We start from the raw sequence: 25193 nt of genomic DNA on the forward strand, positions 1-25193 counted from the left end.
CTATGCGCGCGCCGCAAGATCAAGTTGCCGGGCGCGTTTTCCGCGGAAATAGGACTTTACCCACGGTTCCTCGCTCTTCAGCATGTCGTCGATGGTGCCTTCGACCAGCACTTTCTTCTTGCCGAGCACGGCCACCCGGTCGCAAGCGGTGAACAGCGTGTCGAGATCGTGCGTGACCATGTAGACAGTCAAATCCATCGTATCGCGCAGCTTGACCACCAGCTCGTCGAACTCCGCCGCGCTGATCGGATCGAGGCCCGATGTCGGCTCGTCGAGGAAGACGATGTCGGGATCGAGCGCCAGCGCCCGGGCCAGCGCGGCGCGCTTGATCATGCCGCCGGACAGTTCGGACGGGAATTTCTGCGCTGCATCGGGCGGCAGCCCGACCAGCTCGATCTTGAGCATCGCCAGTTCGTCCATCAGCTTTCGCGGCAGGTCGAGATATTCGCGCATCGGCACCTGGACGTTTTCCTGCACTGTCAGCGCCGAGAACAACGCGCCGTGCTGGAACAGCACGCCAAGTCGCATGTCGATGCGCAGACGCTCGGCATCATCAGCTTTCTCGACATCGACGCCGAACAGCTTGATCGTACCCGACTGCTTGCGCGTCAGGCCGAGAATGGTGCGCAGCAGAACGGATTTACCAGCACCCGAGGCGCCGACAAATCCAAGGATTTCGCCGCGCCTTATGTCGAGCGACAGTCTGTCGAGGATAAGCTTGTCGGCGAAGGACACGCTGATGTCGTGCGCGGATAGCACGATGTCGCCCTCACCCGCCTCATCCGCCAATGCGCCCGCCCTTTTCCTGTTTCGCAGGTTCATCTCAGAACTCGATCGCTGCGTAGAACATGGCAAAAAGTCCGTCGAGGATGATGACGACGAAGATCGACTTCACAACCGAAGCGGTAACATGCTGGCCGAGCGATTCGGCGCTGCCGCCGACCTTCATGCCTTCGACCGAGGCAATCGTGCCGATGATCATGGCCATGAACGGCGCCTTGATCAGGCCGGCAAAGATGGTGCTGAGATCGATGGCGACGCGCAACCGGTCGATGAAGGCGGCGGGCGGGATGTCGGAATAGAGCCAGGCAGCCAGTATGCCGCCGCCGAGTGCGGCGAAATTGGCGATGATGGTCAGGCATGGCAAGGCGATGACCAGCGCCACGAGCCGCGGAAAGACCAGGACGCCGATCGGGTTGAGCCCGATGACCTTCAGCGCGTCGACCTCCTCGCGCATCTTCATCGAGCCGATCTCGGCGGTGATCGCGCTGCCGGAGCGGCCGGCGATCATGATCGCCGTCATCAGCACGCCGAGTTCGCGCAGGATCAGCACGCCGACCAGGTCGACGACGAAGATATCGGCGCCGAAATAGCTGAGCTGATAGGCGCCTTGCTGGGCAACGATGGCGCCGACGATCGCCGACATCAGCACCACCACCGGAATGGCGCCGACGCCCATGCGGTCGATCTGGTTGAAAATCGCCGCCGGGTTGACGGCATGGCCACGGCCGAGCTTCATCTGCGCGCCACGGATGGTGGCGCCGAGGATGTTCATCGAAGCGAGAAAATCGTCGCGCATCTCGTAGACGCGGCGGCCGACCGCCTCAAGCGCGCGAATGACGATGTTGGGCGGCCGCGCCGGGCCGGATTCGGGTTCGCGCCGCACGGCCTCGCCGACAGCTTCGAGCAGGATCGAAGCGATCTCGCTCTGGCCTTGCATCTGGATCTCGACGCCCTTCTTCTCGAAGGCGCTGACCAGCCGGTCGATCAGCCAGGCGCCGGCGGTGTCCATCTTCTCGATCTTGGAAACATCGAGCGCCAAGGTTTTGAAGCCGCTTCGCTTTTCGATCTTGCGCATGTCGGCGTCGATGAGCGCGACGGTCCTTGTGGTCCAGATTCCGGAGAAAGCGCAGCCAAGAACGCCATCCTCCTCGCCGATCGCCACGCGCGGTTCGTGGTCAGCCTCCCCTGCGGTCGTGCCGCTTGCGTCGCGCTTGCCGATGGTCAACATGGCGTCCTGTTTAGCCTGACGGGTCTGACCTGTCGATTTGCCGACAACGCTTGTCGCACAGCAGGAGCAGAAAAATATGGCGCGTGTCATTTCGGTCGAGGCCGAGCGTTTTCCCATCGCCGGAACCTTCACCATTTCGCGAGGTTCCAAGACCGAAGCCGAGGTGATCTCCTGCACGATCGGCGAGGGCGGCCACCTCGGCCGCGGCGAATGCGTCCCCTACAAGCGCTATGGCGAGACCATGGAGGGCGTGCGCGACGCGATCGAGGCCATGCGCGGCCGGATCGCCGGTGGCATCAGCCGGACCGCCTTGCTCGATGCTATGCCGGCCGGAGCCGCCCGCAACGCCATAGACTGCGCCCTGTGGGACCTGGAGGCAAAGCTCAGCGGAACCTCGGTAGCAGTCGCGATAGGTGCTCTTCCCTTGCAGGCGCTCGAAACCGCCTACACGCTGTCGCTGGGCGAGCCGGAGGCGATGGCGGCGCAGGCTCGCGCCAATGCGGCGCGGCCGCTGCTCAAGGTCAAGATCGGCGGCGACAACGACATCGCCCGCATCCGCGCGGTCAGGCAGGCAGCGCCAGACAGCCGCATCATCCTCGACGCCAATGAGGGCTGGAGCGACGACAACATCGTTGCGAACCTCGCCTTTGCCGCCGAACAAGGCATCGCGCTGATCGAGCAGCCGCTGCCGGCCGGTCATGACGAAATCCTGCGCCATATCGCCCATCCCGTGCCGATCTGCGCCGATGAAAGCGTGCACGAGGCTGAGAATCTCGAAGCGCTTGTCGGTCTCTACGATGCCGTCAACATCAAGCTCGACAAGTCGGGGGGCCTGACTGCGGCACTGGTGCTGCGCGATCGCGCCCGCGAACTCGGTTTCGGCGTGATGGTCGGCTGCATGGTCGGCACGTCATTGGCGATGGCGCCGGCGGTGCTGCTTGCCCAGCATGCCGATTTCGTCGACCTCGACGGTCCGCTGCTGCTTGCCCGCGACCGGGTACCGGGCCTTGTCTACCAGGGATCGCTGGTGTCACCGCCCGAAGTGGCGCTGTGGGGCTGAGCGCGCTGCAAGGCCGATCAGCACGAGGCCGATCAAGGCGATCGGGATCATGGCAAAGAAGCCGTCCACGCCGAGATGGTCGTAGAGCGGGCCGGACGCCAGCGTCACCACCGCCATGAAGAAGCCGTTGGAGAAATAGGCAATGCCTTGCGCGGCACCTGTCCGCTCCTCGGAGACGGTTTCGCCGATCATCTTCTGCAGGCCGATCAGCCCAAGCGCCACCGAGACCGAGTGCAGCGACTGGACACCGAAGAAACCGGGAATGCCGAGGCCGAGCGGCCAGACCAGCGGAAAGGCGATCCAGCGCACGATGGAGCCGATCCCCGCCATCACCATGATCGACACGACGGAGAACCGGTCAAAAAAGCGGGTGAACATCATGAACATGCAGACTTCCGACACCACGCCCCAAGCCCATAAGAGACCGACAACCGAATCGCTGAGGCCGATCGATTTCCAGTAGATGGAGACGAAACCGTAGAGGAATGCGTGGCTGGCGGTGATGACGCCGACACCGACGGAAAAATACAGGAAATACGGGTTGAGAAGCTTCGGCGCCGAATGCTGGATATCAGTGGCCGACAGCGGTGAGGCGCGCCGCGGACGGCCTAGACGCGGCGCCAGCAGGCCGGCGGCAAGGGCCGCGGCAAACGCCGCCAGAATGATAACCGGAACGGCCTGCGAGCCGGTTGCCGACAGAATGAAGCCGCCGGCGACATTGGCGCAGAGATAGGAGATCGAGCCCCATTTGCGCATGCTTGTGTAGTTCGAACCGAAGCGGCGGACACCCGAAAGCGCCAGCGAATCGGCGATCGGCGAATGCGGCGTCCAGACAATGGTCAGCGCCAGTGAGACCGCCAGCACCATCGCATAGGTCGATGGCAGGAAATAGCCTGCCGACAGGAGCAGTGATGCAGCCATCAGCGCGACATAGACATCGGCGCGGTCCCTGGCACGGTCGGCCAACGCGGTCAGTAACGGCGTCGTCACCACGCGCAGGAACATCGGCGCCGCCAGAATGACGGCGATCTGCTCGGCGTGAAAACCCTTGGCCTGCAGCCACAGTGGAAAATAAGGCAAATGCGTTCCGAGCGGCACGTACAGCGTCGCGAAGATCAGGCTCATGCGCAGTTCGAAATGGCGCGGCTTGACGAGTTGTTCGGGCGAGAGCTGCGGCAGGGCCATGAATCGATCCAATCGCGCTGTATTCGACCGGACGGCAACGCGTATCGATCCCTTAACATGGACGAAAACCGGACGAAACCGGTTGGACTAATTGATCGATTCCGAAGCCCGAAAAAGACTTCGGACTATGCCGCCTGCCCTACCCGGTCCGCGATGAGCAACGGGACAAAGGGCTCGTCCGGCGCTTCTGGCAGCACCTGCGCCCAGGTCAGGATTTCCATGCGGCCGTCAAAATGCTCGACCACGGCCGTGCAGCTTTCCACCCAGTCGCCGGTGTTGATGTACTGGACATCGCCAAAATTCTCGATGACGGCATGATGGATGTGGCCGCAAATGACGCCGTCGACGTGTGAACGACGCGCCTCATCCGCAAGCATGGTCTGGAACGAGCCGATGAAGTTCACCGCTTTCTTGACGTTGTGCTTGGCCCAGGACGAAAACGACCAATACGGCAGGCCGAGCAGTTGCCGCAGCCGCGTCACCACGCGATTGACCAGCATGGCCGCGTCATAGGCGTGATCACCGAGATAGGCGAGCCAGCGCGCATTGTGGACCACGGTGTCGAACTGGTCGCCATGGATGACGAGCAGGCGCTTGCCGTCGGCGGTCTCGTGGATGGCACGGTCGGCGACGACGATGCCGCCGAAATGCACGCCCTGGAACTGGCGGGCGAACTCGTCATGGTTGCCGGCGATGTAGGTGATGTTGGCGCCCTTGCGCGCCTTGCGCAGCAGTTTCTGCACGACGTCATTGTGGCTTTGCGGCCAGTGCCAGCTCCGCCGCAGCCGCCAGCCGTCGACGATGTCGCCCACCAGATAGATGATATCGGCATCGTGATATCGAAGGAAATCGATCAGGAACTCGGCCTTGGCCGCCTTCGAGCCCAGATGGACGTCGGATATGAACATGCTGCGGAAAGTGCGGGGCTCTTGGCCGGACATCGCGATTTCACCGTTGCTTTCGCGAGCCTATGCCCCGATTCATGCAACAACCGTATGACGGTTGCGATTGGTCCAGCCGAAGGACTAGCTTGCCGGCCAAATCACAGGAGAAATCGTCATGGATCTCGGTATCCGCGGAAAGAAGGCCATCGTCTGCGCTTCGAGCAAGGGACTTGGGCGCGGTTGCGCCATGGCGCTGGCCGAGGCCGGCTGCGATGTCGTGGTCAACGGGCGCAACGCCGAACTGGTGGCGAAAACCGCCGCGGAGTTGCGCGAGCGATATGGCGTCACGGTGACGGAAGTCGTCGGCGACGTTTCGAAGCCGGAGGTGCAGAAGGCGCTGCTCGCGGCCTGTCCCGAGCCGGATATCCTGGTCAACAACAATGGCGGCCCGCCGCTTCGCGATTTCCGCACGCTCGATCGCGAAAAGATCCTCGAAGGCGTCACCCAGAATATGGTGACGCCGATCGAGCTCGTGCAGGCCGTGCTGGACGGCATGGCGGCACGCGGCTTCGGCCGCATCGTCAACATCACATCGCTGTCGGTCTATGTGCCCATTCCCGGCCTCGACCTGTCGTCCGGCGCGCGTGCCGGCCTGACCTCGTTCCTTGCCGGCGTGGCCAGAACGGTGATCGACCGCAACGTGACCATCAACAGTCTTTTGCCGGGCAAACTCGACACCGACCGGCTGCGCGGCCCGCACGAGGCCGGCACCATCGAGGATCCTGCCGCAGCCGCTGCACGCAAGACCCGCATCAGCGCTGATGTTCCGGCCAAGCGGCTCGGCACGCCGGAAGAATTCGGCCAGATCTGCGCCTTCCTGTGCTCGGTCCATGCGGGCTATCTGACCGGGCAGAACATACCGGTCGATGGTGGTCTCTACGTCAGCGCCTTTTGATCAACTTGTCCGTGAAACTGTAGGAGCCGTCCGTTAGAGAATCGGCATAAGCATTTGATCATTAGCGACTTTCTACGCGCCGCCGGGTAAAGCTGCCGGCGCGTCAATTAGCGTCGCGAAAAACCACGGCTGCATGCTAAAAGGGAATCTCCAGCCAGATTTCGAGGGAGCGGCCGCATGGAAGGCGAGAGCAAAAAGACGGCACGTTCGGACCTCGACGAAGCCGCCCTCTACTTCCACAAGCACCCAAGGCCGGGAAAACTCGAGATCCAGGCGACCAAGCCGCTCGGCAACCAGCGCGACCTCGCGCTCGCCTATTCGCCTGGTGTCGCCGCCCCTTGCCTGGAAATCCGCGACGATCCGGCGACCGCCGCCGACTACACCGCACGCGCCAATCTGGTCGGCGTCGTCACCAACGGATCGGCGGTGCTCGGCCTCGGCAATATCGGCCCGCTGGCCTCCAAGCCGGTGATGGAAGGCAAGGCCGTCCTGTTCAAGAAGTTCGCCGGTATCGATGTCTTCGACATCGAGATCGACGCGCCGGGGATCGAGCGCATGGTCGAGACGATCTCGGCGCTGGAGCCGACTTTCGGCGGCATCAACCTCGAAGACATCAAGGCACCGGAATGCTTCGAGGTCGAGGAACAGTTGAAGGCGCGCATGAAGATACCGGTGTTCCACGACGACCAGCATGGCACCGCCATCATCGTCGCTGCCGCCGTGCTCAACGGGCTGGAATTCGCCCGAAAAACCATATCGGACATCAAGATCGTCACCTCCGGCGCCGGGGCTGCCGCCCTTGCCTGCCTCAACCTGCTGGTCTCGCTCGGCGCCAAAGTCGAAAACATCTGGGTCACCGACCGTTTCGGCGTTGCCTACAAAGGGCGGACCGACGAGATGGACCGCTGGAAAGACCCTTATGTGAAGGACACCGAGGCGCGCACGCTGGCCGACGTCATATCGGGCGCAGATGTCTTCCTCGGCCTCTCGGCGGCAGGCGTGCTGAAGCCGGAACTGCTTGAGCACATGGCGCCAAAACCGCTGATCCTGGCGCTGGCCAACCCCAATCCGGAGATCATGCCGGAAACGGCGCGTGCGGCGCGTCCCGATGCGATGATCTGCACAGGCAGGTCCGATTTTCCCAATCAGGTCAACAACGTACTGTGTTTTCCTTACATCTTCCGCGGCGCGCTCGACTGTGGTGCCAGCGCTATCAACGAGGAGATGAAGATGGCGGCGGTCCGCGCCATCGCAGCCCTTGCCCGCGAGGAACCTTCAGATGTCGCTGCCCGCGCCTATTCCGGCGAGACGCCGATCTTCGGCCCTGAATTCCTGATCCCTTCGCCCTTCGATCCACGCCTGATCCTGCGCATAGCGCCCGCGGTCGCCAAGGCGGCCTGCGACACCGGTGTCGCGACGCGGCCGATCACCGATTTCGCCGCCTATATCGACAAGCTGAACCGCTTCGTCTTCCGCTCCGGCCTGGTGATGAAGCCGGTGTTCTCGTCCGCCAAGGCATCGAGCGCCAAGCGCGTCATCTATGCAGACGGCGAGGATGAGCGCGTGCTGCGCGCCGCCCAGGTGGTGCTCGAGGAAGGCATCGCCGAGCCGATCCTGATCGGCCGGCCGCACGTCATCGAGGTGCGCCTGAAGCGCTACGGCTTGCGCATCAAGCCCGGTGTGGATTTCGGCCTGATCAACCCGGAAGACGATCCGCGCTACCGCCATTATGTCGACCTTCTGATCGAACTCGCCGGCCGGCGCGGCGTCACGACGGAAGCCGCGCGCACCATGGTGCGCACCGACAACACGGTGATCGCAGCACTTGCGCTGAAACGCGGCGATGCCGATGCAATGGTTTGCGGCCTCGAAGGGCGCTTCGAGCGGCATCTGCGCAACGTCACCTTGATCATCGGCCCGCGCACCGGCGTCAAGGATCGCGACCTGTCGACGCTCTCGATGCTGATCTCGCAGCGCGGCATCATCTTCCTGACCGACACGCATGTCTCCGTCGACCCGACGGCGGAAGAAATCGCTGAGATGACGGTGCTGGCGGCGGAAGAAATCCAGCGCTTCGGCATCGAGCCGAAGGCAGCGCTGCTCTCGCATTCGGATTTCGGCTCGCGCGATTCGCCCAGTGCCCTGAAGATGCGGCAAGCGGCGGCGATCCTGGCGCGCATTGCCCCAGAGCTGGAATGCGATGGCGAGATGCACGCCGATTCCGCTCTGTCGGAGCATCTGCGCCAGCGCGTATATCCGCATTCACGGCTGAAGGGCGAAGCCAATTTGCTGGTGTTCCCCAATCTCGATTCGGCCAACATCACGCTGACGGCGCTCAGGACCATGATGGATGCGCTACACGTCGGGCCGATCCTGCTCGGCACGGACATGCCGGCGCATATATTGACGCCGTCGGTCACCTCGCGCGGCGTCGTCAACATGACGGCGCTTGCCGTCGTGGAAGCCGCCCACAAGGCACAGGCGGTCGTCAATCTGGGCTGAACACGGATTTCGCGGTAAACTGCAGTTAACCGCGAACACGGTAGCATTGCGGGCTAACAGTCGGATTTGGCAGGCGGAGTTTGGGCGGATGGCAAGCGGAGGGTGGAAGCAGGCGCATGCTGCCATGCTGCTTGGCCTCCTGTTGTCCGCAACCTGGGGGGTAGCCGAGCCACAGGCTGCTTCGCGGGTCTGCCGCCAGCTGGAAGCCGATCTTGCCGCGTCCTCGCGCGGCGGCGGTGGCGGTCCGGCGCTGATCCGGAAATACGATTCCGCAATTGCGAGGCAGCATGAGCAGATTTCGAAAGCCCGCGGCCAGGCGAGCCGGGCCGGATGCGGCTTTTCGCTGTTTGGCCGCAACCTCAATCAATGCGCCGGGCTAAACGCCACCATCGATCGCATGAATGCCAATCTCGACGCCTTGCAGAACAAGCGCGAGCGGCTGGCCGGCGGCGGCTCGCGCCGCGACCGCGGACGCATCCTGGCGGCGCTTGACGCCAATGGCTGCCGCGACGACGCCGTCGCGCCTCGGCGGGCGCCTTTGCAGGAAGCCAACCGCGAGGGCGGCAGCGCAAACCTGTTCGATCAGCTTTTTGGCGGCAACAGCCAGCAGCTCGATATGCTTGATGAGCCCAACCAGCCCGACGATCCCGGCGAGGAGCGCAATGTCCGCCGTGTGCTCAACCAGCCCGGCATACCCGATTTTCCGAGCGTCGGCGGTGAGTTCCACACTTCCTGTGTGCGCACCTGCGACGGCTACTTCTTCCCGATGTCGAACTCAGCCTCGGCAGGCGATTTCGAACGTGACCAGAAGAATTGCGAATCGAGCTGCCCCGGCACCGAGATGCAGGTTTTCTATTCGCGCGGCATGGACGACGATTCGGCCTCGATGACGTCATCCGTCACCGGCCGGCCCTACAGCGAATTGCCGACCGCCTATCTCTACAAGCAGCCCGATATGTCGCGGCTGCCGGCTTGCGGCTGCAACGCCGCCGCGCAGGGTTTTCAGATCATCGCCGGCAACCCGCCGAATCCGGAACAGTTGCAACCCGAGACGGACTCCGCACCGTTCATTCCGGTGCCGATCTCCAAACCGGATCCAGGTGCCGATCCCGAAACGCTGGCCAATCAGGAAGGCGGGCTCGACCGCGAGACGATCAAGCGGGTTTCCGCCAAGCCGGTGACGTCGCCGATATCAGCCTTGCCGCCGGAACAGCGCAAGGTCAGGGTCGTCGGGCCAACGTTCCTTCCCGACCCATCAGCGGCAATAGATCTGCAAGCTCCGGCCCCGAAGGCAGTCCGGTAAGGGCTGTTCTGAGCGGCATGAACAACGCCTTGCCCTTGCGGCCGGTCGCTTCCCTGATCTTGCCCGTCCAGTCCTTCCAGATCGTCGCGCTCCAGGGTTCCTCCGGCAGCAGATCGAAGGCCTGTCGAAGGAAATCGCGGTCGTCACCGGAAAATTCCGGCTTCTCCTGCGGTCCGTCGCGCAGGATACGCCACCAGTTGACCGCATCGGCCAGCCTGTCGAGATTGCCGCGCACCGCCAGCCAGAACGGTTCGGCCTGCTCGCCGGAGACGCCGAGCACGATCAGACGGTCTTGTGCCTCGGCGAACGGCATGTGGTGCAGCAGCGACCGGTTGAGCACGAACAGCTCGTCCGGATCGAACTTGGCGGCGGATTTCGATGTCGCCGCCGGATCGAAGCGTTCGGCGAGTTCGCCCATCGTCGGCACCGCCGCGACATTCTCCGAAGTGCCTACCAGGACGGCCAATGATGCGACGGCCATCGGCTCGATGCCGTCCTCGCGCAGGCTTTCAATCGAGAGCGCGCCGGTGCGCTTCGACAAGCCCTCGCCCGATGCGGTGGTCAGGAGATTATGGTGGCCGAACACTGGCGGCTCGGCAGCCAGCGCCTGGAACAGGGCGATCTGCACGCCGGTGTTGGTGACGTGGTCGTCGCCGCGGATGACATGGCTGACGCCCATCTCGATGTCGTCGACGACGGAAGGCAGCGTGTAGAGATAGGTGCCGTCCTCGCGCACCAGGACCGGATCGGAAAGCGAAGCCAGATCGACGGTTTCCTCGCCGCGCACCAGGTCGTTCCAGTGGATTTCGGTGCGTTCCGGCTGTTGTGGATCGCCTGAGAAATTGGGGAGGAGAAAACGCCAGTGCGGCTGGCGGCCATCGGCCTGGTACTCGGCGATCTGCTCGTGCGTCAGCGTCAGCGCCTCCCGGCCATAGACCGGCGGCAGGCCGCGCGTGCGGCGCACCTTGCGCCTGAGATCGAGTTCCTCCGGCGTTTCATAGCAGGCATAGAGAACGCCTGCCGCCTTCAACCTCTCGACCGCCGCGTCATAGATATCGAAGCGCCGCGACTGGTACTCGGTGGCGTCGGGAAAAATGCCCAACCAATGCAGGTCGTAGAGGATGGCGTCGGAAAACTCCTGCTTCGAGCGCGCAATGTCGGTGTCGTCGAAGCGCTGGATGAATCGGCCCTTGTTGTTCATGGCAAACAGCCAGTTGAACAGAGCCGTGCGCGCATTGCCGATATGAATGCGGCCGGTCGGCGACGGGGCGAAACGAACGGTAACTGTCATGAACGGGGCGTACCGGATGCTTTTGTGGTTGACAAGACGCGCCCCCGCGCTGGCCGGCAGACATAGAACATGGCGGCTGGAATGAAAAGACCGGACGGTGGACGCCTCCGACTGCGCCCAGGCCGGCGGTGCCCATTTGTGCCGGCAGCTTTTCACGATAGGAATTTTTTCTTGACTCGGTGCCCTCAGCTATGGTACATATTTGGCTATGGTGCTGATTTGCGCCAGCGACCCGCCGCACAGGCGGGTTTTTCGTTTGATGCTCCGTCAGCCAACGCGTCGGCGAAGGCTCCGAAGGAACCCATTAACCCAAGTTTGTAGCGCTTGAAGGCGATCAGCGGCCGAAATCATCGGAACTGAGGCGGGTCCAGCGGTCGCCCACCAATCCACCGATAAAGATGTCGCCGGAGCGGACCGCTTCCGTGACCTCGGCGATCCGCGAGCGGACCATTGTTCCCCCGGCATAGCGGAAGAAGACATTCTTGTAGCCAAAGAGTTGAGGTATGAATTTGGTCTGCGTCTGTCCGGTGATGCCCACACAGCCCATCTCCCATGCGGCGGCGACAAGCGCATCCAGCGTCGCGCCCCAGTGCAATCCGGATGCCTGGATCTGCAACAGGTTCGCCACGCCGCCGGCTTGACCATAGAAGGCATAACAACCGAGCATTTTGCCCGTTTCGTCGTAGGTCCCACCGAAATGAAGGGGGCCGTCGGCCCGCTTCTCGGCCGCCAGCGCAAGCAGCCGTGCAAGTTCCCCATCCTTCCAACTCGGCCGAAGAGCGTAACCAGACAGGAGGGTCGGCAGCTTCTCGGCAAATTGAACGGCATCGATCGGCTCACGATGGGTGCGATGCGACGATGAATGGAGGACCGGTGGCTCGAACCTTTTCTTGGCGAGAGCATCGAATGCTCTTGCGCATGGATCGAGTACAAGGCGAGGCAGGCCAGGCCATTTACGGTGCAGTGCGGCGGCGGCCATCGCCGCCGGCCGGAAAACATATGTCCATCCCAGACAATGCACCGGGAGGAGTTGGTACTTCATCGGGCGCGCGAAGGCCAAGGATGTCCGGTTGGCCGAATCGGTCAGCTGCAGATCGAATTCGCCTTGATGCAAGGCACGCAGCAATTGGGGTCCGGCCGAGCCGTCATCGGTGCCGGGGTCGGCCATGAGCGGCCCGATGATCGCCGCATTCAATGGCGCTCCATTGAGCTCGTAGCGGGCTTTCAGAACGCCGAGGAATCCACCCAGACGACCGTGCCGGTTGATCTGGACAAGAGCGTTGCTTTCCCCGGACTGGCCGGCAGGGTCGAGGTAAATCTCTCTCATATACGCGGCCGTTTCCGCGATCGCGCGATCGAGGAGGTGACGCCGGCGCCGGCGAAACTTCGTCAGGAAGAGTGCGGCGACGCGCTCAAGATCTTCGGCAGCCAGCGGCCGAACCGAGCCATGCTGAGATTCCAGCACTGACGGCGCAGCCAACTTCTCCTCGGCATTTGCAGAAAGATGCATCGTGAAGAACATCCGTGGGTTGCCCTCCATCGGATATATATCAACCAATGGTAGAAACAACGTATCTCGGTCAGTATGATGAACAGAGGTCTCAAGACTTACTATCCGGACAGGGCTTCACAGGCAAATCAAGTCGGCCAGCATCGCTGCGCTGATCGGCGGGTTGGCCGCGGCCTTGCGATCGCATGCCCTGCTCCAGCCCGCTGGGCTGACCGTGCCGGACAGAGGCGGCCTCCGGCCGAAGCTGAAGGCCGCCTCAACTCAGCTCACAAGTCCCTTGGTCAGTTCCAATGCCTGGCGCTCGAACAGGCGGCGGTAGATGCCGCCTTTCAGCCGGATCAGTTCATTATGCGAGCCTTCCTCGACGATGTTGCCGCGATCGAAGACCAGCAGCCGGTCCAGCGCCCTCACCGTCGAAAGCCGGTGCGCGATGACCAGCGTCGTGCGGCCGACCATCAGCCGCTCCATCGCCTGCTGGATCAGCACCTCCGACTCCGAATCGAGGCTCGATGTCGCCTCGTCGAGGATCAGGATGCGCGCATCGGCAAGGAAGGCGCGCGCGATCGCCACGCGCTGACGTTCGCCGCCCGACAGCTTCACGCCGCGTTCCCCGACCAGCGTGCCATAGCCCTTCGGCAGGCTGGTGATGAAGTCATGCGCACTCGCCAACTTCGCGGCATGCTCGATCTCCTCCTGCGTCGCACTCGGCCTGGCATAGGCGATGTTTTCGGCCAGCGACCGGTGGAACAGGATCGGCTCCTGCTGAACGATGGCGATCTGCCCGCGCAGCGAGGCTTGCGCCACCTGCGAGATGTCCTGGCCGTCGACCAGGATTTTCCCCGCATTCACATCATAGAGCCGCTGGATAAGCTTGACGAAGGTCGTCTTGCCCGATCCCGAATGGCCGACCAGCCCGACGCGCTCACCCGGCGCGATATCGACCGAAAAGTCGCGGTAAAGCGCCGATCGGTGATGGCCATAGTGAAAGGTCACGTTGTCAAAGCTGATCCGTCCTTCGGTGATCCGGATCGGCTTGGCGCCGGGCCGGTCCTCGATGCCGAGCGGTTCGGACTGGAAATCGACCAGCTCTTCCATATCGTTGATGGAGCGCTGCAGATTGCGGATATGCGTGCCGATATCCCTGAGATAGCCCTGCAGCACGAAGAGCGAGGTCAGCACGAAGGCAACGTCGCCGGCGCTCGCCTGCCCCCACGACCACAGCATCAGCGCCAGGCCGATCACCGCGGCGCGCATGACCAGCAGCAGCACCCCTTGCGTGGTGCCGTTGATGGTGCCGCGCACCCAGGTGCGCCGTGTGCGCGCACGCCATTTGGCGACGACCTTGGCCAGTCGGCGTTCTTCGCGCTCCTCGGCGCCAAAGCCCTTGACCACGGCGTTGCAGCTGACCGCGTCGGCCAGCGAGCCGCCGAGGCGGGTATCCCACGTGTTGGCGAGCCTTGCCGCCGGCGCGACATAGCCAAGCGACAGCAGCGCCGTCACCGTGATGAACAGCACCGAACCGGCAGCAACGACCGCCCCCATCAACGGCCAGAACCAGCCAAGCAGCAATGTCGAGCCGACCAGCATGACGATTGACGGCAGCAGCGCGATGAGGATGGTGTCGTTGAGCAGGTCGAGCGCCCACATGCCGCGCGTCACCTTGCGCACGGTCGAGCCGGCAAAGCTGTTGGCATGCCAGTCGGTGGAAAAGCGCTGGACGCGATGGAAAGCATCGGCGGCGATGTCGGCCATCATCTTCAAAGTCAGCTCGACGATCCCCATGAACGCCAGGTTGCGCAACACGGCGCCGGCCAGCGCGAGCGCCATCAACATCGAGAACGCCGTCATCGCGGCATTCCAGGCAATCGCGTCGGCGCCGGCGCTGCTGGCGACGGCGTCGACCAGCCGGCCGGAATAGAGCGGCGTCAGCACATCGGCCAGCGTCGACAGCAGGAAGCTGCCCATGATGAGCGAGAGCCGCCAAGGCTGGCGCCGCCAATGGGTAAGCGTGAAGCCAAGAACGCTGCGAAAGGCGCTCGCGCGCAAATCGATCTTAAAACGAGCCATGATGTCATTCGGGCACAAACGAGCCCGATCCCAGTAAGTCGAAAATTGAAGAAGCCGCGCAAGGAGCCAATGAGTGCCCGGAAGCGGAGTGGCATATTTGGCGTATCGCCCAAATCGGGCGGCGATCGGCATCGGCATAAGCCTGTGCTCGGTCCGGCATCGGCACGAAGGGGAACCTTCGCGGAGCGCCGGATGAGACCTAGGCTTCGCGGCCTCGCATTACCATGTGAAATACTGCCATTCGGACCTCCCGCAAGACAATTGCGGAGGTGTCCTTATAGAGACGCTCCGATGCATCGCCAAGACGAGTTCACGCCAAAAGTGTATCTGGTCCAACCACTGCGATTATTTTGCAACAACGGAGCAAGCCGCGCGCCTCATTCAGGAATGCGATCCAAGCGCATGTAGCGGCCATCGGTCGATGGCTTGAACCCAAGCTTCTCATAGACGCCGTGTGCGTCGCTGGTCGACAGGCTCCAGTGGAAAACAGTCCTGACTTCAGGATGATCGATAAGGGCCTGGACGAGCCGGCTACCGATGCCTTGCCCGCGATGCCCGGGCCAGATGATGATGTCGGCGAGATAGGCGAACACCGTGCGGTCGGTGATCGCGCGGCCGAAGCCGACTTGCCTGCCGTCGACATAGGCGCCGACGCAAAGCGAATTGGCAAAGGCGCGGCGATGGACTTCATCAGTGCGTCCGGCGCCCCAATAGCTTGCCATCAACAGGTCCGATGTCGCGCGGAAATCGATCCGTGACATGTCGAAGCTGATTTCACAGTCGGGCATGGCTTTACCGTCCAAATGACATTTGTTTCGCGACTATCCCCTTCGAACATGTGACTTGAAAGTGGTCGAGTCGATCCCCATTTCCGCGCTGGACGGGAAACCGTCTATCAGGGTGTAGCGCAGTTGGTAGCGCACTCGTCTAAGAAGCGAGGGGTCGTCGGTTCGAGCCCGACCATCCCCGCCTCTTGCTTGGCAATTCCAATAAGATAAGGTGACTGCCTAAGAACAAAGGGGCGGGGCAAAGTAAAATGGCAAAAGCAGCAAGTGCGACAAGGCCGGCAAAGCCGCCGACAAGGCCGGCAAAGGCGACCAGACTATCGGATGAGATAGAGGGGGCCGTTGAAGTTGCGGCAGCAGACGTTACGCACCTCAATACACCGGAGTTCTACGGCGCCAGCGTCCAGCTTTTTGTCAGTAGCACCGACATCAGCGTTATCTTTGCTAGGCAGGTGCCCGTCATCGCAAAAAATACACATGCAGGGATGATGCTGCCAGCGGCCGTCGTTCATCTAAGCCCCGGAACGGCGAAAGACCTGCAGACAATCCTTGCTCGGCAACTTGCCGAATACGAAGCGGAATGGGGCGAGATTCAGACCGCCTATACACGGCGGATCGCCGCCGAGGGTGCGAGAAAAAAGAAGTGACCGGCTACAAGGTCATCTCGACCGATGCAGTGCCGGGACTGAAGGAAGTCAGACTTTACGAAAGCACCATCGAACATGTTAAGACCGAGCACCCTGAAGTGCCGGTCGAACTGCCTTCTATCGAGATCGCAGTGGGTTCAGCGATCAGCAATCCAACCCATGTCGAAAAAAGTTACGGAAATTCAGTGGTTTTCGTTGATACAGAGAGCACCAATGCCACAGGCGACCCTCTTAGGTTGCCTGTGAAATTGGTAGGTGATGGAACATCAGGTCGTGTTAAAACATTCTACTTCGCAGAGACGACCGGCGACCGAGAGTTGGTGTATCGGAGGCCAGATGAGCAGGATTAGCGCTTTCGAGGTCGTTTATGATGCCGATTCCGACGTGCTCTACATAAGCCGTCGGAGGGACGTTGCCGCTCGCGGCATCGAGGACAAGTCAGGTATCGTTTGGCGCTACGACCGCAGTGGTGAGTTAATCGGCGCTACTGTCGTAGACTTCCATGATCTGTGGGCGTCGCGTGGCGACGAACTTGCATCGGAGCTTTCGGAAAAATTCCATGTCCCTACGCCGCAGGCTCAGGTTGTGGTGAACTTTGCCCTCGAACAACGGGACTGATCCCATGTTATCACTCGCGAAAGCCGAGAAAGAGGGAAGCTGGAGTCAATGAAATCAGACTATCAGCCGCGATCCCTGAACCGGTTGGTGATGGGATAGCGGCGGTCGCGACCAAAATTCTTTTTGGTGATCTTCACGCCCGGCGCGGCCTGCCTTCGCTTGTATTCTGCGATGTAGAGCAGATGCTCGATGCGCGTCACCGTCGCCCGGTCATGGCCGCGCGCGACGATGTCGTCGACACCCATCTCATTTTCCACCAGGCATTCGAGGATGTCGTCCAGCACCGGATAGGGCGGCAGCGAATCCTGGTCGGTCTGGTTCTCGCGCAATTCCGCCGATGGCGCCTTGTCGATGATGTTTTTCGGGATCACCTCGCCCGAGGGCCCGAGCGCGCCCGGCGGCACGTGGCTGTTGCGCCAGCGCGACAGCGCGTAGACCTGCATCTTGTAAAGGTCCTTGATCGGATTGAAGCCGCCATTCATGTCGCCATAGAGCGTGGCGTAGCCAACCGACATCTCGCTCTTGTTGCCCGTGGTGACAACCATCGAGCCGAACTTGTTGGAGATCGCCATCAGGATGGTGCCGCGCGCGCGGCTCTGCAAATTCTCCTCGGTGATGCCTTCCTTGGTGCCTTCGAATATCTGCGTCAGCGCGTGCAGAAACCCTTCGACCGGCTCGAAGATCGGCACGATGTCATAGCGGCAGCCGAGCGCCCGGGCGCAATCCTCGGCATCCTTCAGCGAGTCCTTCGAGGTGTAGCGATAGGGCATCATGACGGCGCGCAGGCGTTCCTCGCCGAGCGCATCGACGGCAAGCGCCGCGCAGATCGCCGAATCGATGCCGCCGGACAGACCAAGCACCACATTCTTGAAGCCGTTCTTGTTGACGTAGTCGCGCAGGCCCAACATGCAGGCGCGATAGTCGGCCTCCTCCCGGTCCGGGATTTTCGACATCGGCCCTTCCGAGCAGACCCAGTGATCCCCTTGTCTTTTCCAGGTGGTGATGTCGACCGCTTCCTCGAACTGGCTCATCTGGAAGGCAAGCGTCTTGTCGGCGCCAATGGCAAACGACGCGCCGTCGAAGATCAACTCGTCCTGCCCGCCAAGCTGGTTGGCATAGATCATCGGCAGCCCGCATTCGATGACCTGGCGGATGACGACCTGGTGGCGGACATCGATCTTGGCGCGATAATAGGGCGAGCCGTTCGGCACCAGCAGGATTTCCGCCCCGCTTTCGGCCAGCGACTCGCAGATATCGACGTCGCCCCAGATGTCCTCGCAGATCGGAACTCCGATGCGCACGCCGCGGAAATTGACCGGCCCCTGGATCTCGGGTCCGGCCTGGAAGACGCGCTTCTCGTCGAACTCGCCGTAGTTCGGCAGATCGAGCTTGTAGCGTTCGGCGATGATCTTGCCGCCATCGGCGAAGACGATCGAATTGTGCGTGCCGCTCTTGCGCTTCAACGGCGTGCCGATGATGACGCCGGGACCGCCATCCGCGGTGTCGGCGGCAAAGTCCTGTGCCGTCTTTTCGCAGGCTTTCAAAAAGGCCGGCTTCAGCACCAGATCCTCCGGCGGGTAGCCGGCGAGGAAAAGCTCGGTATAGAGCACGAGATCGGCGCCTTGGCGTGCGGCATCCGCCCTCGCCTCGCGGGCCTTGGCGAGATTGCCTGATATGTCGCCGACAGTCGGATTGAGCTGGGCGACGGCGATGCGCAGGATGTCGAGCTTCTTGGTCATGCCTGCTGACTTAGCGCGGCAAAATTGCCCGGGCAATGGCGTTCGTTTGGACCAATTCGGACCGATTGACATACGTCAATCGTGTGCGGACCGATCGACGTGCTTCAATCGTGGCGAGACGACCAGGTATCAATCGTCGCCCATATATTCGCGCAACGCTTGCGGCGAATGATTCTCGCCGATCGACATCGCCAAGATGCGTGAAATATGCCGGCGCGGCAGGCCTGTCTGCACCACCCACTGGTTGATCTGTGCCTGGATCTTGTCGAGGTCCCTCTTCGAGGTCGGGCTTTCGGCGATGTCGAGGCCGGCGTCGCGCAACGCCGCGGCCATATCGCCCGAGATGACGAACGCATCCCAACCCAGCCAGCGCAGGAAATACTGGCCCGTATTGCCGCCCAACCGGCTGCCATGCTTGCCGAGCCAGGCCATCAGCCCGACCTGGTCGTCCGCCGGCCAGTTTGCGAGGAATTGGCCGAAGCCGCCATATTCCTTCGACACGCGCTCGACGAAGGCGGCGTTGTCGCGCACGGATCTGATCTTCTGCGGGTTGCGCACGATGCGCTGGTCGGCCGTCAGATCGTGCCAGAAATCATCGGGCTGGAACAGCAGCCGCTTCGGCTCGAAGCGCAGAAACGCCTCCTCGAAGCCCGGCCATTTCTGCTCGATGACGCGCCAGACGAAACCGGCGGCGAAGACGCGTTCGGCCATAACAGAGAGAATGCGGTCATCGGCGATGTCAGCCACGGCGGCATTGTCAGGCGCCGGACCCAGCAGCGACGTCAGTTCCTCTTCGCCGCCCTTGCGTTTTGCGGCGCGTGCGCGAATTTTCTTGAAATCGGCCATTGGTCCCTCGGCAACTGGAATCAATCTAACACTTCCCGTGTGAGCCGGCAGCCTCTACCTCTTACGGCAAGCCAAAGACCCTGGAGATGTCCATGAACAAGACGATCGACGACCTGGCGAACCGCTGGCTCAAGCGGCGGCCGGACGGCCTCAGCCAGCTCGAAAGCCGGGTGCTGCAATCGACGCTCGAACGCACCACCATCTCGCGCGACACCAACAAGACCGTCGCCTTCCACCAGACCTTCGGCGACCGGCTCGCCGACACGATCGCCCGCATCGGTGGGTCATGGTCCTTCATCCTGACCTTCATCGCCTTTCTGATCCTGTGGACATCAGCCAATGTCTGGCTGCTGTCGCGTGACGCCTTCGATCCCTACCCGTTCATCTTCCTCAATCTCGTTCTGTCGATGGTCGCCGCCTTGCAGGCGCCGGTGATCATGATGGCGCAGAACCGCCAGACCGAACGCGACCGCATCGACGCCGCCCACGACTACGAGGTCAACCTGAAAGCCGAGATCGAGATCATGGCGCTGCATGAAAAGCTGGATGAACTGCGCCACGGCCAGATTCTCGGTATGCGCGACGAGATCGTGCAACTGACCGAAATGATCAAGCGGATCGACGAAAGGCTGTCTTCGCAGCAGTCGGCTTCATGACCGACGCGATCCATCATTTCATCGAACAATACGGGCTGCTCGCGGTCTTTATCGGTTGCGTCGCGGAGGGCGAAAGTGCCGCCATTCTTGGCGGTTTCTTCGCCCACCAGCAGGTCTTCGTCCTGTGGCACGCGGTTCTTGCGGCGGCGCTCGGCGCCTTCGTCGGCGATACTTTCTTCTTCATCCTCGGACGAAGCTTCGCCGACCATCCCTATGTCGTCAGATTGCGCAAACGGCCCGGCTTCCGCCGCGCCTTTCGGCTGCTCAACACCCATCCCGACATTTTCGTGCTGTCCAACCGCTATATCTACGGCATGCGCCTCGTCGGCGGCATTGCAGCCGGGCTTTCCAACATCGCTGCGCCGCGCTTCGTCATCCTCAACGCGCTTTCATCGGCGGTCTGGGCGGTGCTGTTCGGCACGATCGGTTATGTCTTTGGACTTGGCGCCGAGCACGTCATCGGCCAGGCGTTGATGCATCACGAACGGTTGCTGATCGGGCTTGGCATCGGCTTGACCGTGGCCGTTCTGGCATGGCTCGTCGCCCGTCACATCGCCAGCAAGGAACGCGCCAGGGAGGGCTGATCGTCAATCCACGCCGAGCGCCTGGTCCCCCCGATCGAGGATAAGCGGGATGATCAGGTCTTCCTCGTCGGCAAGATGCCTTGTCAGCATGGCGATCAGCCGGCTGTTTTCGTCGGCATAGGCGTCGGCGGCGAAGCGCTGTCTGTCTTCGCTCTCCTGAAGCGTCTTGATGAACGCATTGGCCGCCTCGGCATTACGCTCCAGCCCTTCATGGATGGTGTGATGGTCGGCATCGAGTATCTCGAAGCCGTGCTTCAAACGGGGCTCGGCCTTGGCGAAGACCGGGAAATATTGATAATCCTCGACGTTGTGGTGACCGTCGAGGTTGCCTAGAAAATGATTGAGGCGGGGCGCGAACCAGCGCGCGAAATCAGGCGCCGTCAGCCGTCCCTCACGGTAGTCGCCGATGCCGTTGGCCAGCATGCCGCCAAGTTCGCGGAACATGTCGTGCCGCTGCAGCCACATATTGGCGATGCCGTGGATATTGGCATGATCCTGCCAGTTTTCACGCGGATATTTCTCGGCCAGCCAGCGCAGATCATCCGGCAGGCCCACGCGTTCGAGAAGCAGAAAATTGGCGGCCCCGGCCATGACAGTCTCCTTTGGTGACTGGCATATAGGCATCGAAAGGCTAGATCGGTAGCCCGGTGATCCGCTCGATAATGGCAATGCCCCAGACGCCGGCGACGATGAGTACCGAAATCAGCACCGCCAGCGAACCGCAATCCTTGGCCAACTGGATATCGACATTGAACTCGCGGCTGAAAGCGTCGCATGCCGCCTCGATGCCGGTGTTAAGCACTTCGACCATGATCAAGAGCAACACGGCGCCGATCAGCAAGGCATAACCGCGCCACGAGATCGAAACGAACCAGCCGAGCGGCAAGGCAAGCGCCAGCAGCATCAGCTCCTGCTGGAAAGCCTTCTCGCTGGTGGCCAGCTTGCGAAACGCCCGCACCGAATTGAAATAAGCATCGATCAGCCGCTGCATGCCAAACCCCTTTGCGAATCACCGGCACGGGATAATGCAATGGCTGGCCAGATCAATGGAATAAGGTGACTTGTCCAAGATTCATTCAGCAACCGGTATGGACGGTGTCGACTTTTCAAACTGTGGCAGCCCGTCGTCGATCGAATAATAGTCGCCCTTGTCACCGACGAAGATATGGCATTCGCCCTCAAGACCTGTCGGCTTGTCGAACGATCCCGCCATGACCGAAACGTAGTCCTGGTCCCGCGGCTTCCAGAACAGCACCGATCCGCATGCCTTGCAGAACCCACGCCTGGCGAAGGTAGAGGCTTCGTACCAGGTGATACTTTCCGTGCCCTCGATCACGATGTCGGCGTTGGCAACATTGGTCGCGGCATAGAAATGTCCGCTCTGCTTGCGGCATTGCGAGCAATGGCAATAGACGACGCCACGCAGCGCCCCGTTCGTTCTGAAGCGGACGGCTCCGCACAGACACGATCCCTGGTGACCATCACTCACGTCGATCCTCCTTGAAGAAAAGTGCCGGGCATGGCTTAGGATTCCAGCTTTGCCGCGCAAGCACGCAAGCAAATGCGACATGTGCTGGCGTGGAGAATCCGAAATTCGGTTTCATTTTCAAGAGTGCGATGCGCGAATCGCGAATTCAAGCCGCCGCACCGGCGTTGTTTCCAACTGTTGGACGCACGGACTAAGGCTTTTACAGCCCGCAGACAGAGAAAACCCGCTGAACCTCTGCCAGTTAAGGAAACTTTAGCGACGGCGCATTTATGGTCACCTGCAAGCGAAGGCCGTGGGTGGGGACGCATCCCTTCGCAAGTTGTTCGAAGCGTCGGTCGCATTCCCCAGGGCTCGGCGACAAAGGGAAACCGCGAATTCCGCGGAGGATCCGAGGGGAAGAACCAAGATGCAGCCGGCAGCTGTCCCGACCGAACGAAGCACCGACATCGCAGCCACTGTTGTCGCGACAATGCGCCAATTGGGCGTGCTCGGCCTGCCGCGCAATTACGAGATCTTCTATGAGGCCCTGAGCGGCACCAATCGCGAACTCAGCCTGGCCGTCGTTTCGCTGGCCAGCCGGCCGACACAGGATGAACTGGACCAGATCGGGCGCACTTTCTTTGCCCACAACCATGGCCCTGGCATCGTAGAGCATGCCAGAGACGTCATTGCCAGGGAGCTCGAGGAGGTTGCTTCGCTGCTGCGGAGCGAGCGCAGCCACATCGAGAAATACGGCAGGATCCTCGATGAGACATCGAGCGGCCTCAGCGGACGCAGCCTTCTCTCTCAGGATCTCCTGCAGAAGATCGCCAACGCCATGGCGGTTGCCACCAATTCGACGATCGATCACGGCCGGCAGGTGGCCTCGACGCTCAGCGACAAGACGGCCGAACTCGAAAGCGTCAAGTCGAAGCTTGAGGAGTACAAGCGCCTGGCTGACACCGATCCCTTGACGCATATCTGGAATCGGCGCGCCTTCGACAAGGAGATCACCAGGATCTACAACAGCAACAGGGGTATCCTGTTCAACGCCCTGGTTCTTGTCGACATCGACCGCTTCAAGGATATCAACGACCGCTATGGCCACCCGGTCGGCGACAAGATCATCCAGAGCATCGCCGATATTTTCCAGACCAGCATTCGCGGCGACATGTTCGTCGCCCGCACCGGCGGCGAGGAGTTCGCGCTGATCATCGAGGGCGCCAGCGAGGACGCCACCTATGACGTTGCGGAGCGCATTCGCGCCCTGATCGAGCAGACGCCGTTCACCAGCAGCCAGACCGGCACGAATTACGGCACCGTCACCGTCTCGATGGGTATCTGCATGGCGTCCGAAGCCGAAGGACCCGAAGATCTCTACACCAAGGCCGACCGGGCGCTCTATCGCTCCAAGGTCAGCGGCCGCAACCGGGTCACCAAGCACTCGACGATGGCAGGCCGGGCCGGCAAGAGCTGGCTGCTCTACAAGAAGGACTGACAGTCCCTGCCCGCTGGTGCCGGGAACACTGGACTAGCGCAGACATGAAAGGCGCCCGATTTCTCGGACGCCCTTTCGTGGATCTTATTCGGACTGCGCGAAAATCAGCCGTTGACCGCCTGCTTGTGCTGCACCGGGTGGCTCTTCTTCAACAGATCCGAGACCAGGAAGGCCAGTTCGATCGCCTGGTCGGCGTTAAGGCGCGGATCGCAATGGGTGTGGTAGCGGTCCTGCAATTCCTCGGCGGTGATGGCGCGCGCGCCACCGGTGCATTCGGTGACGTTCTTGCCGGTCATTTCGACATGGATGCCGCCCGGATGCGTGCCTTCGGCGCGGTGCACCTCGAAGAAGGTCTGGACCTCCTTGAGAATGCGGTCGAACGGCCGCGTCTTGTAGCCGGCGGCCTCGATCGTGTTGCCGTGCATCGGGTCCGACGACCACACCACGGAGCGGCCTTCCTTCTGCACCGCGCGCACCAGCTTCGGCAGATGGTCGGCGACCTTGTCGGAACCGAAGCGGGCGATCAGCGTCAGCCGGCCGGGCTCGTTCTCGGGATTGAGCAGGTCGATCAGCTCCAGCAAGCCGTCCGGCGTCAGCGAAGGACCGCATTTCAGCCCGAGCGGGTTCTTGATCCCACGGCAATATTCGACATGCGCATGATCGGGCTGGCGGGTGCGGTCGCCGATCCAGATCATGTGGCCTGACGTGGCGTACCAGTCGCCGGAGGTCGAATCGACGCGCGTCAGTGCCTCCTCGTAGCCGAGCAGCAGCGCCTCATGGCTGGTGTAGAAATCCGTCTCGCGCAGCGCGTAGTTGGTTTCCGAAGTGATGCCGACGGCCTTCATGAAGTCCATCGTCTCGGTGATACGGTTGGCAAGAGACTCATATTTCTCGCCCTGCGGACTGTCGGAGACGAAGCCGAGCATCCAGCGGTGCACATTCTCCAGGCTGGCATAGCCGCCTTGCGCGAAGGCGCGCAAAAGGTTGAGCGTCGCCGCCGACTGGCGGTACGCCATTTCCTGGCGAGCGGGATCCGGAATGCGCGACTTCGGGTCGAATTCGATGCCGTTGATGATGTCGCCGCGATAGCTGGGCAGCGTCACCTCGCCCTTGGTCTCGTTGTCGGACGAACGCGGCTTGGCGAACTGGCCGGCAACGCGGCCAACCTTCACCACCGGCTGCGCGCCGGCGAAGGTGAGCACCACGGACATCTGCAGGAAGACGCGGAAGAAGTCGCGGATGTTGTCCGCGCCATGCTCGGCGAAGCTCTCGGCGCAATCGCCGCCCTGCAGGAGGAATGCGTCACCGGCGGCGACAGAAGCGAGCTGCTTCTTCAGCTTGCGCGCCTCACCGGCAAAAACCAGCGGCGGAAAGGTTGCGAGCTGGGCCTCCGTGTTCTTCAGCGCGGCAAGGTCCGGATAGGCAGGAACCTGCTTGATCGGCTTTGCTCTCCACGAATTCGGCGACCATTTCGTCATCGCTGCACCCAACGCTCTTTCCGGCAAGCACCCTCGCCTGCCATTTCCCGCCCCTATATGGGATGGCGGCTCCATACACGAAGCCGATTTCCTATTCTAGACCGGA

The 25193-nt window shown here is 61.9% G+C and carries 24 protein-coding genes, 1 tRNA gene and 1 pseudogene; 11 read left to right on the top strand and 15 right to left on the bottom strand.

Annotated features, from left to right (window positions below; all coding sequences use genetic code 11):
• Both NP503_RS17965 and NP503_RS17970 read right to left on the bottom strand, forming a co-directional pair.
• Positions 1–822 (bottom strand): ABC transporter ATP-binding protein, encoded by an 822-nt coding sequence (locus NP503_RS17965; protein ID WP_127276369.1) that lies wholly within the window; start codon positions 820–822, stop codon positions 1–3.
• A gap of 1 nt (position 823) precedes the next feature.
• Positions 824–2011 (bottom strand): ABC transporter permease, encoded by a 1188-nt coding sequence (locus tag NP503_RS17970; RefSeq protein ID WP_023810578.1) that lies wholly within the window; start codon positions 2009–2011, stop codon positions 824–826.
• Positions 2012–2087: 76 nt separating this feature from the next.
• Here NP503_RS17970 and dgcA point away from each other — a divergent pair, with 76 nt between their 5' ends.
• Entirely contained in the window at positions 2088–3071 is a 984-nt protein-coding gene (gene dgcA / locus NP503_RS17975) for an N-acetyl-D-Glu racemase DgcA (protein ID WP_127272351.1), read from the top strand.
• On the opposite strand, the gene NP503_RS17980 is transcribed toward dgcA, so the two are convergent.
• On the bottom strand, positions 3042–4256 hold the full coding sequence (locus tag NP503_RS17980; RefSeq protein WP_127272350.1) for an MFS transporter: 1215 nt from the start codon (positions 4254–4256) through the stop codon (positions 3042–3044). The genes dgcA and NP503_RS17980 overlap by 30 nt on opposite strands.
• 125 nt (positions 4257–4381) lie before the next feature.
• Entirely contained in the window at positions 4382–5164 is a 783-nt protein-coding gene (locus NP503_RS17985) for a UDP-2,3-diacylglucosamine diphosphatase (RefSeq protein ID WP_164748893.1), read from the bottom strand.
• A 151-nt stretch (positions 5165–5315) separates the two neighbouring features.
• Between NP503_RS17985 and NP503_RS17990 the strand changes: the two genes are divergently transcribed.
• From NP503_RS17990 to NP503_RS18000, 3 genes are all read left to right on the top strand, one after another.
• A complete protein-coding gene (locus tag NP503_RS17990) occupies positions 5316–6095 on the top strand; it encodes an SDR family oxidoreductase (protein WP_127271508.1) in 780 nt (259 codons plus the stop codon).
• 177 nt (positions 6096–6272) lie between these two features.
• The gene (locus tag NP503_RS17995) at positions 6273–8597 is read left to right on the top strand and encodes an NADP-dependent malic enzyme (protein WP_127272348.1); all 2325 of its coding nucleotides are present in this window, start codon (positions 6273–6275) and stop codon (positions 8595–8597) included.
• Positions 8598–8685: 88 nt separating this feature from the next.
• Positions 8686–9900 carry a DUF2865 domain-containing protein gene (locus tag NP503_RS18000; RefSeq protein WP_127272347.1) on the top strand — a complete coding sequence of 405 codons (1215 nt, stop codon included), beginning with the start codon at positions 8686–8688 and terminating at the stop codon, positions 9898–9900.
• On the opposite strand, the gene gltX is transcribed toward NP503_RS18000, so the two are convergent.
• The 4 genes from gltX to NP503_RS18020 form a co-directional block, all read right to left on the bottom strand.
• Positions 9818–11191, bottom strand: coding sequence for a glutamate--tRNA ligase (gltX, locus tag NP503_RS18005; protein ID WP_127272346.1), 1374 nt, complete (start codon positions 11189–11191; stop codon positions 9818–9820). The genes NP503_RS18000 and gltX overlap by 83 nt on opposite strands.
• 334 nt (positions 11192–11525) lie before the next feature.
• Entirely contained in the window at positions 11526–12713 is a 1188-nt protein-coding gene (locus NP503_RS18010; protein ID WP_236382810.1) for a hypothetical protein, read from the bottom strand.
• A gap of 249 nt (positions 12714–12962) precedes the next feature.
• Complete coding sequence (locus NP503_RS18015; RefSeq protein ID WP_127272158.1) at positions 12963–14768, bottom strand: ABC transporter ATP-binding protein; 1806 nt, start codon at positions 14766–14768, stop codon at positions 12963–12965.
• Positions 14769–15145: 377 nt separating this feature from the next.
• On the bottom strand, positions 15146–15556 hold the full coding sequence (locus NP503_RS18020; protein ID WP_127268639.1) for a GNAT family N-acetyltransferase: 411 nt from the start codon (positions 15554–15556) through the stop codon (positions 15146–15148).
• Positions 15557–15666: 110 nt separating this feature from the next.
• On the opposite strand from NP503_RS18020, the gene NP503_RS18025 reads away from it, so the two are divergent.
• From NP503_RS18025 to NP503_RS18040, 4 genes are all read left to right on the top strand, one after another.
• A tRNA-Leu gene (locus NP503_RS18025) sits at positions 15667–15737 on the top strand.
• Positions 15738–15804: 67 nt separating this feature from the next.
• On the top strand, positions 15805–16200 hold the full coding sequence (locus NP503_RS18030) for a hypothetical protein (protein ID WP_127268640.1): 396 nt from the start codon (positions 15805–15807) through the stop codon (positions 16198–16200).
• On the top strand, positions 16197–16550 hold the full coding sequence (locus NP503_RS18035; RefSeq protein WP_127268641.1) for a hypothetical protein: 354 nt from the start codon (positions 16197–16199) through the stop codon (positions 16548–16550). The genes NP503_RS18030 and NP503_RS18035 overlap by 4 nt, the downstream gene beginning before the upstream one ends.
• The gene (locus NP503_RS18040) at positions 16537–16818 is read left to right on the top strand and encodes a DUF2283 domain-containing protein (protein ID WP_164748895.1); all 282 of its coding nucleotides are present in this window, start codon (positions 16537–16539) and stop codon (positions 16816–16818) included. The genes NP503_RS18035 and NP503_RS18040 overlap by 14 nt, the downstream gene beginning before the upstream one ends.
• Before the next feature lie 62 nt (positions 16819–16880).
• Here NP503_RS18040 and NP503_RS18045 read toward each other — a convergent pair whose 3' ends face one another.
• Positions 16881–18557: an NAD+ synthase gene (locus NP503_RS18045; protein WP_127268643.1), complete on the bottom strand. Its 1677-nt coding sequence runs from the start codon at positions 18555–18557 to the stop codon at positions 16881–16883.
• A 129-nt stretch (positions 18558–18686) separates the two neighbouring features.
• Positions 18687–19403, bottom strand: coding sequence for a DNA-3-methyladenine glycosylase I (locus NP503_RS18050; protein WP_127268644.1), 717 nt, complete (start codon positions 19401–19403; stop codon positions 18687–18689).
• A gap of 92 nt (positions 19404–19495) precedes the next feature.
• Here NP503_RS18050 and NP503_RS18055 point away from each other — a divergent pair, with 92 nt between their 5' ends.
• Both NP503_RS18055 and NP503_RS18060 read left to right on the top strand, forming a co-directional pair.
• Positions 19496–20059 carry a DUF1003 domain-containing protein gene (locus NP503_RS18055; RefSeq protein WP_127268645.1) on the top strand — a complete coding sequence of 188 codons (564 nt, stop codon included), beginning with the start codon at positions 19496–19498 and terminating at the stop codon, positions 20057–20059.
• Positions 20056–20643, top strand: coding sequence for a DedA family protein (locus tag NP503_RS18060; RefSeq protein WP_127268646.1), 588 nt, complete (start codon positions 20056–20058; stop codon positions 20641–20643). Before NP503_RS18055 ends, NP503_RS18060 begins: the two co-directional genes overlap by 4 nt.
• A gap of 3 nt (positions 20644–20646) precedes the next feature.
• Here NP503_RS18060 and NP503_RS18065 read toward each other — a convergent pair whose 3' ends face one another.
• From NP503_RS18065 to NP503_RS33405, 4 genes and pseudogenes are all read right to left on the bottom strand, one after another.
• Positions 20647–21234 carry a hemerythrin domain-containing protein gene (locus tag NP503_RS18065; protein WP_127268647.1) on the bottom strand — a complete coding sequence of 196 codons (588 nt, stop codon included), beginning with the start codon at positions 21232–21234 and terminating at the stop codon, positions 20647–20649.
• Between the two features lie 40 nt (positions 21235–21274).
• The gene (locus NP503_RS18070; protein ID WP_023810560.1) at positions 21275–21634 is read right to left on the bottom strand and encodes a diacylglycerol kinase; all 360 of its coding nucleotides are present in this window, start codon (positions 21632–21634) and stop codon (positions 21275–21277) included.
• Between the two features lie 81 nt (positions 21635–21715).
• Entirely contained in the window at positions 21716–22132 is a 417-nt protein-coding gene (locus tag NP503_RS18075) for a GFA family protein (RefSeq protein WP_027036778.1), read from the bottom strand.
• A gap of 548 nt (positions 22133–22680) precedes the next feature.
• Positions 22681–22758 (bottom strand): annotated as a pseudogene (locus tag NP503_RS33405) (hypothetical protein); the annotation flags it as partial.
• 191 nt (positions 22759–22949) lie between these two features.
• Between NP503_RS33405 and NP503_RS33410 the strand changes: the two are divergent.
• The gene (locus NP503_RS33410) at positions 22950–23609 is read left to right on the top strand and encodes a GGDEF domain-containing protein (RefSeq protein ID WP_363279917.1); all 660 of its coding nucleotides are present in this window, start codon (positions 22950–22952) and stop codon (positions 23607–23609) included.
• A 104-nt stretch (positions 23610–23713) separates the two neighbouring features.
• Here the strand turns inward: NP503_RS33410 and NP503_RS18085 are convergent, their stop codons facing one another.
• Positions 23714–25087 (bottom strand): class II 3-deoxy-7-phosphoheptulonate synthase, encoded by a 1374-nt coding sequence (locus tag NP503_RS18085; RefSeq protein ID WP_127272015.1) that lies wholly within the window; start codon positions 25085–25087, stop codon positions 23714–23716.
• Positions 25088–25193 lie beyond the last annotated feature (106 nt).

It is taken from the genome of Mesorhizobium sp. SEMIA396, assembly GCF_024518615.1.
Taxonomy (GTDB): Bacteria; Pseudomonadota; Alphaproteobacteria; order Rhizobiales; family Rhizobiaceae; genus Mesorhizobium.

What these genes read in the sequence shown, in the direction of transcription:
- NP503_RS18065 (WP_127268647.1), bottom strand. Translation starts at nt 21,234, where the DNA reads ATGGCCGGGGCCGCCAATTTTCTGCTTCTCGAACGCGTGGGCCTGCCG.
- gltX (WP_127272346.1), bottom strand. Translation starts at nt 11,191, where the DNA reads ATGACAGTTACCGTTCGTTTCGCCCCGTCGCCGACCGGCCGCATTCAT.
- NP503_RS18045 (WP_127268643.1), bottom strand. Translation starts at nt 18,557, where the DNA reads ATGACCAAGAAGCTCGACATCCTGCGCATCGCCGTCGCCCAGCTCAAT.
- NP503_RS17985 (WP_164748893.1), bottom strand. Translation starts at nt 5,164, where the DNA reads ATGTTCATATCCGACGTCCATCTGGGCTCGAAGGCGGCCAAGGCCGAG.
- NP503_RS18030 (WP_127268640.1), top strand. Translation starts at nt 15,805, where the DNA reads ATGGCAAAAGCAGCAAGTGCGACAAGGCCGGCAAAGCCGCCGACAAGG.
- NP503_RS18085 (WP_127272015.1), bottom strand. Translation starts at nt 25,087, where the DNA reads ATGACGAAATGGTCGCCGAATTCGTGGAGAGCAAAGCCGATCAAGCAG.
- NP503_RS18000 (WP_127272347.1), top strand. Translation starts at nt 8,686, where the DNA reads ATGGCAAGCGGAGGGTGGAAGCAGGCGCATGCTGCCATGCTGCTTGGC.
- NP503_RS17990 (WP_127271508.1), top strand. Translation starts at nt 5,316, where the DNA reads ATGGATCTCGGTATCCGCGGAAAGAAGGCCATCGTCTGCGCTTCGAGC.
- NP503_RS18015 (WP_127272158.1), bottom strand. Translation starts at nt 14,768, where the DNA reads ATGGCTCGTTTTAAGATCGATTTGCGCGCGAGCGCCTTTCGCAGCGTT.
- NP503_RS18060 (WP_127268646.1), top strand. Translation starts at nt 20,056, where the DNA reads ATGACCGACGCGATCCATCATTTCATCGAACAATACGGGCTGCTCGCG.
- NP503_RS17965 (WP_127276369.1), bottom strand. Translation starts at nt 822, where the DNA reads ATGAACCTGCGAAACAGGAAAAGGGCGGGCGCATTGGCGGATGAGGCG.
- NP503_RS17995 (WP_127272348.1), top strand. Translation starts at nt 6,273, where the DNA reads ATGGAAGGCGAGAGCAAAAAGACGGCACGTTCGGACCTCGACGAAGCC.
- NP503_RS17980 (WP_127272350.1), bottom strand. Translation starts at nt 4,256, where the DNA reads ATGGCCCTGCCGCAGCTCTCGCCCGAACAACTCGTCAAGCCGCGCCAT.
- dgcA (WP_127272351.1), top strand. Translation starts at nt 2,088, where the DNA reads ATGGCGCGTGTCATTTCGGTCGAGGCCGAGCGTTTTCCCATCGCCGGA.
- NP503_RS18010 (WP_236382810.1), bottom strand. Translation starts at nt 12,713, where the DNA reads ATGTTCTTCACGATGCATCTTTCTGCAAATGCCGAGGAGAAGTTGGCT.
- NP503_RS17970 (WP_023810578.1), bottom strand. Translation starts at nt 2,011, where the DNA reads ATGTTGACCATCGGCAAGCGCGACGCAAGCGGCACGACCGCAGGGGAG.
- NP503_RS18070 (WP_023810560.1), bottom strand. Translation starts at nt 21,634, where the DNA reads ATGCAGCGGCTGATCGATGCTTATTTCAATTCGGTGCGGGCGTTTCGC.
- NP503_RS18020 (WP_127268639.1), bottom strand. Translation starts at nt 15,556, where the DNA reads ATGCCCGACTGTGAAATCAGCTTCGACATGTCACGGATCGATTTCCGC.
- NP503_RS18040 (WP_164748895.1), top strand. Translation starts at nt 16,537, where the DNA reads ATGAGCAGGATTAGCGCTTTCGAGGTCGTTTATGATGCCGATTCCGAC.
- NP503_RS18055 (WP_127268645.1), top strand. Translation starts at nt 19,496, where the DNA reads ATGAACAAGACGATCGACGACCTGGCGAACCGCTGGCTCAAGCGGCGG.
- NP503_RS18050 (WP_127268644.1), bottom strand. Translation starts at nt 19,403, where the DNA reads ATGGCCGATTTCAAGAAAATTCGCGCACGCGCCGCAAAACGCAAGGGC.
- NP503_RS33410 (WP_363279917.1), top strand. Translation starts at nt 22,950, where the DNA reads ATGGCGGTTGCCACCAATTCGACGATCGATCACGGCCGGCAGGTGGCC.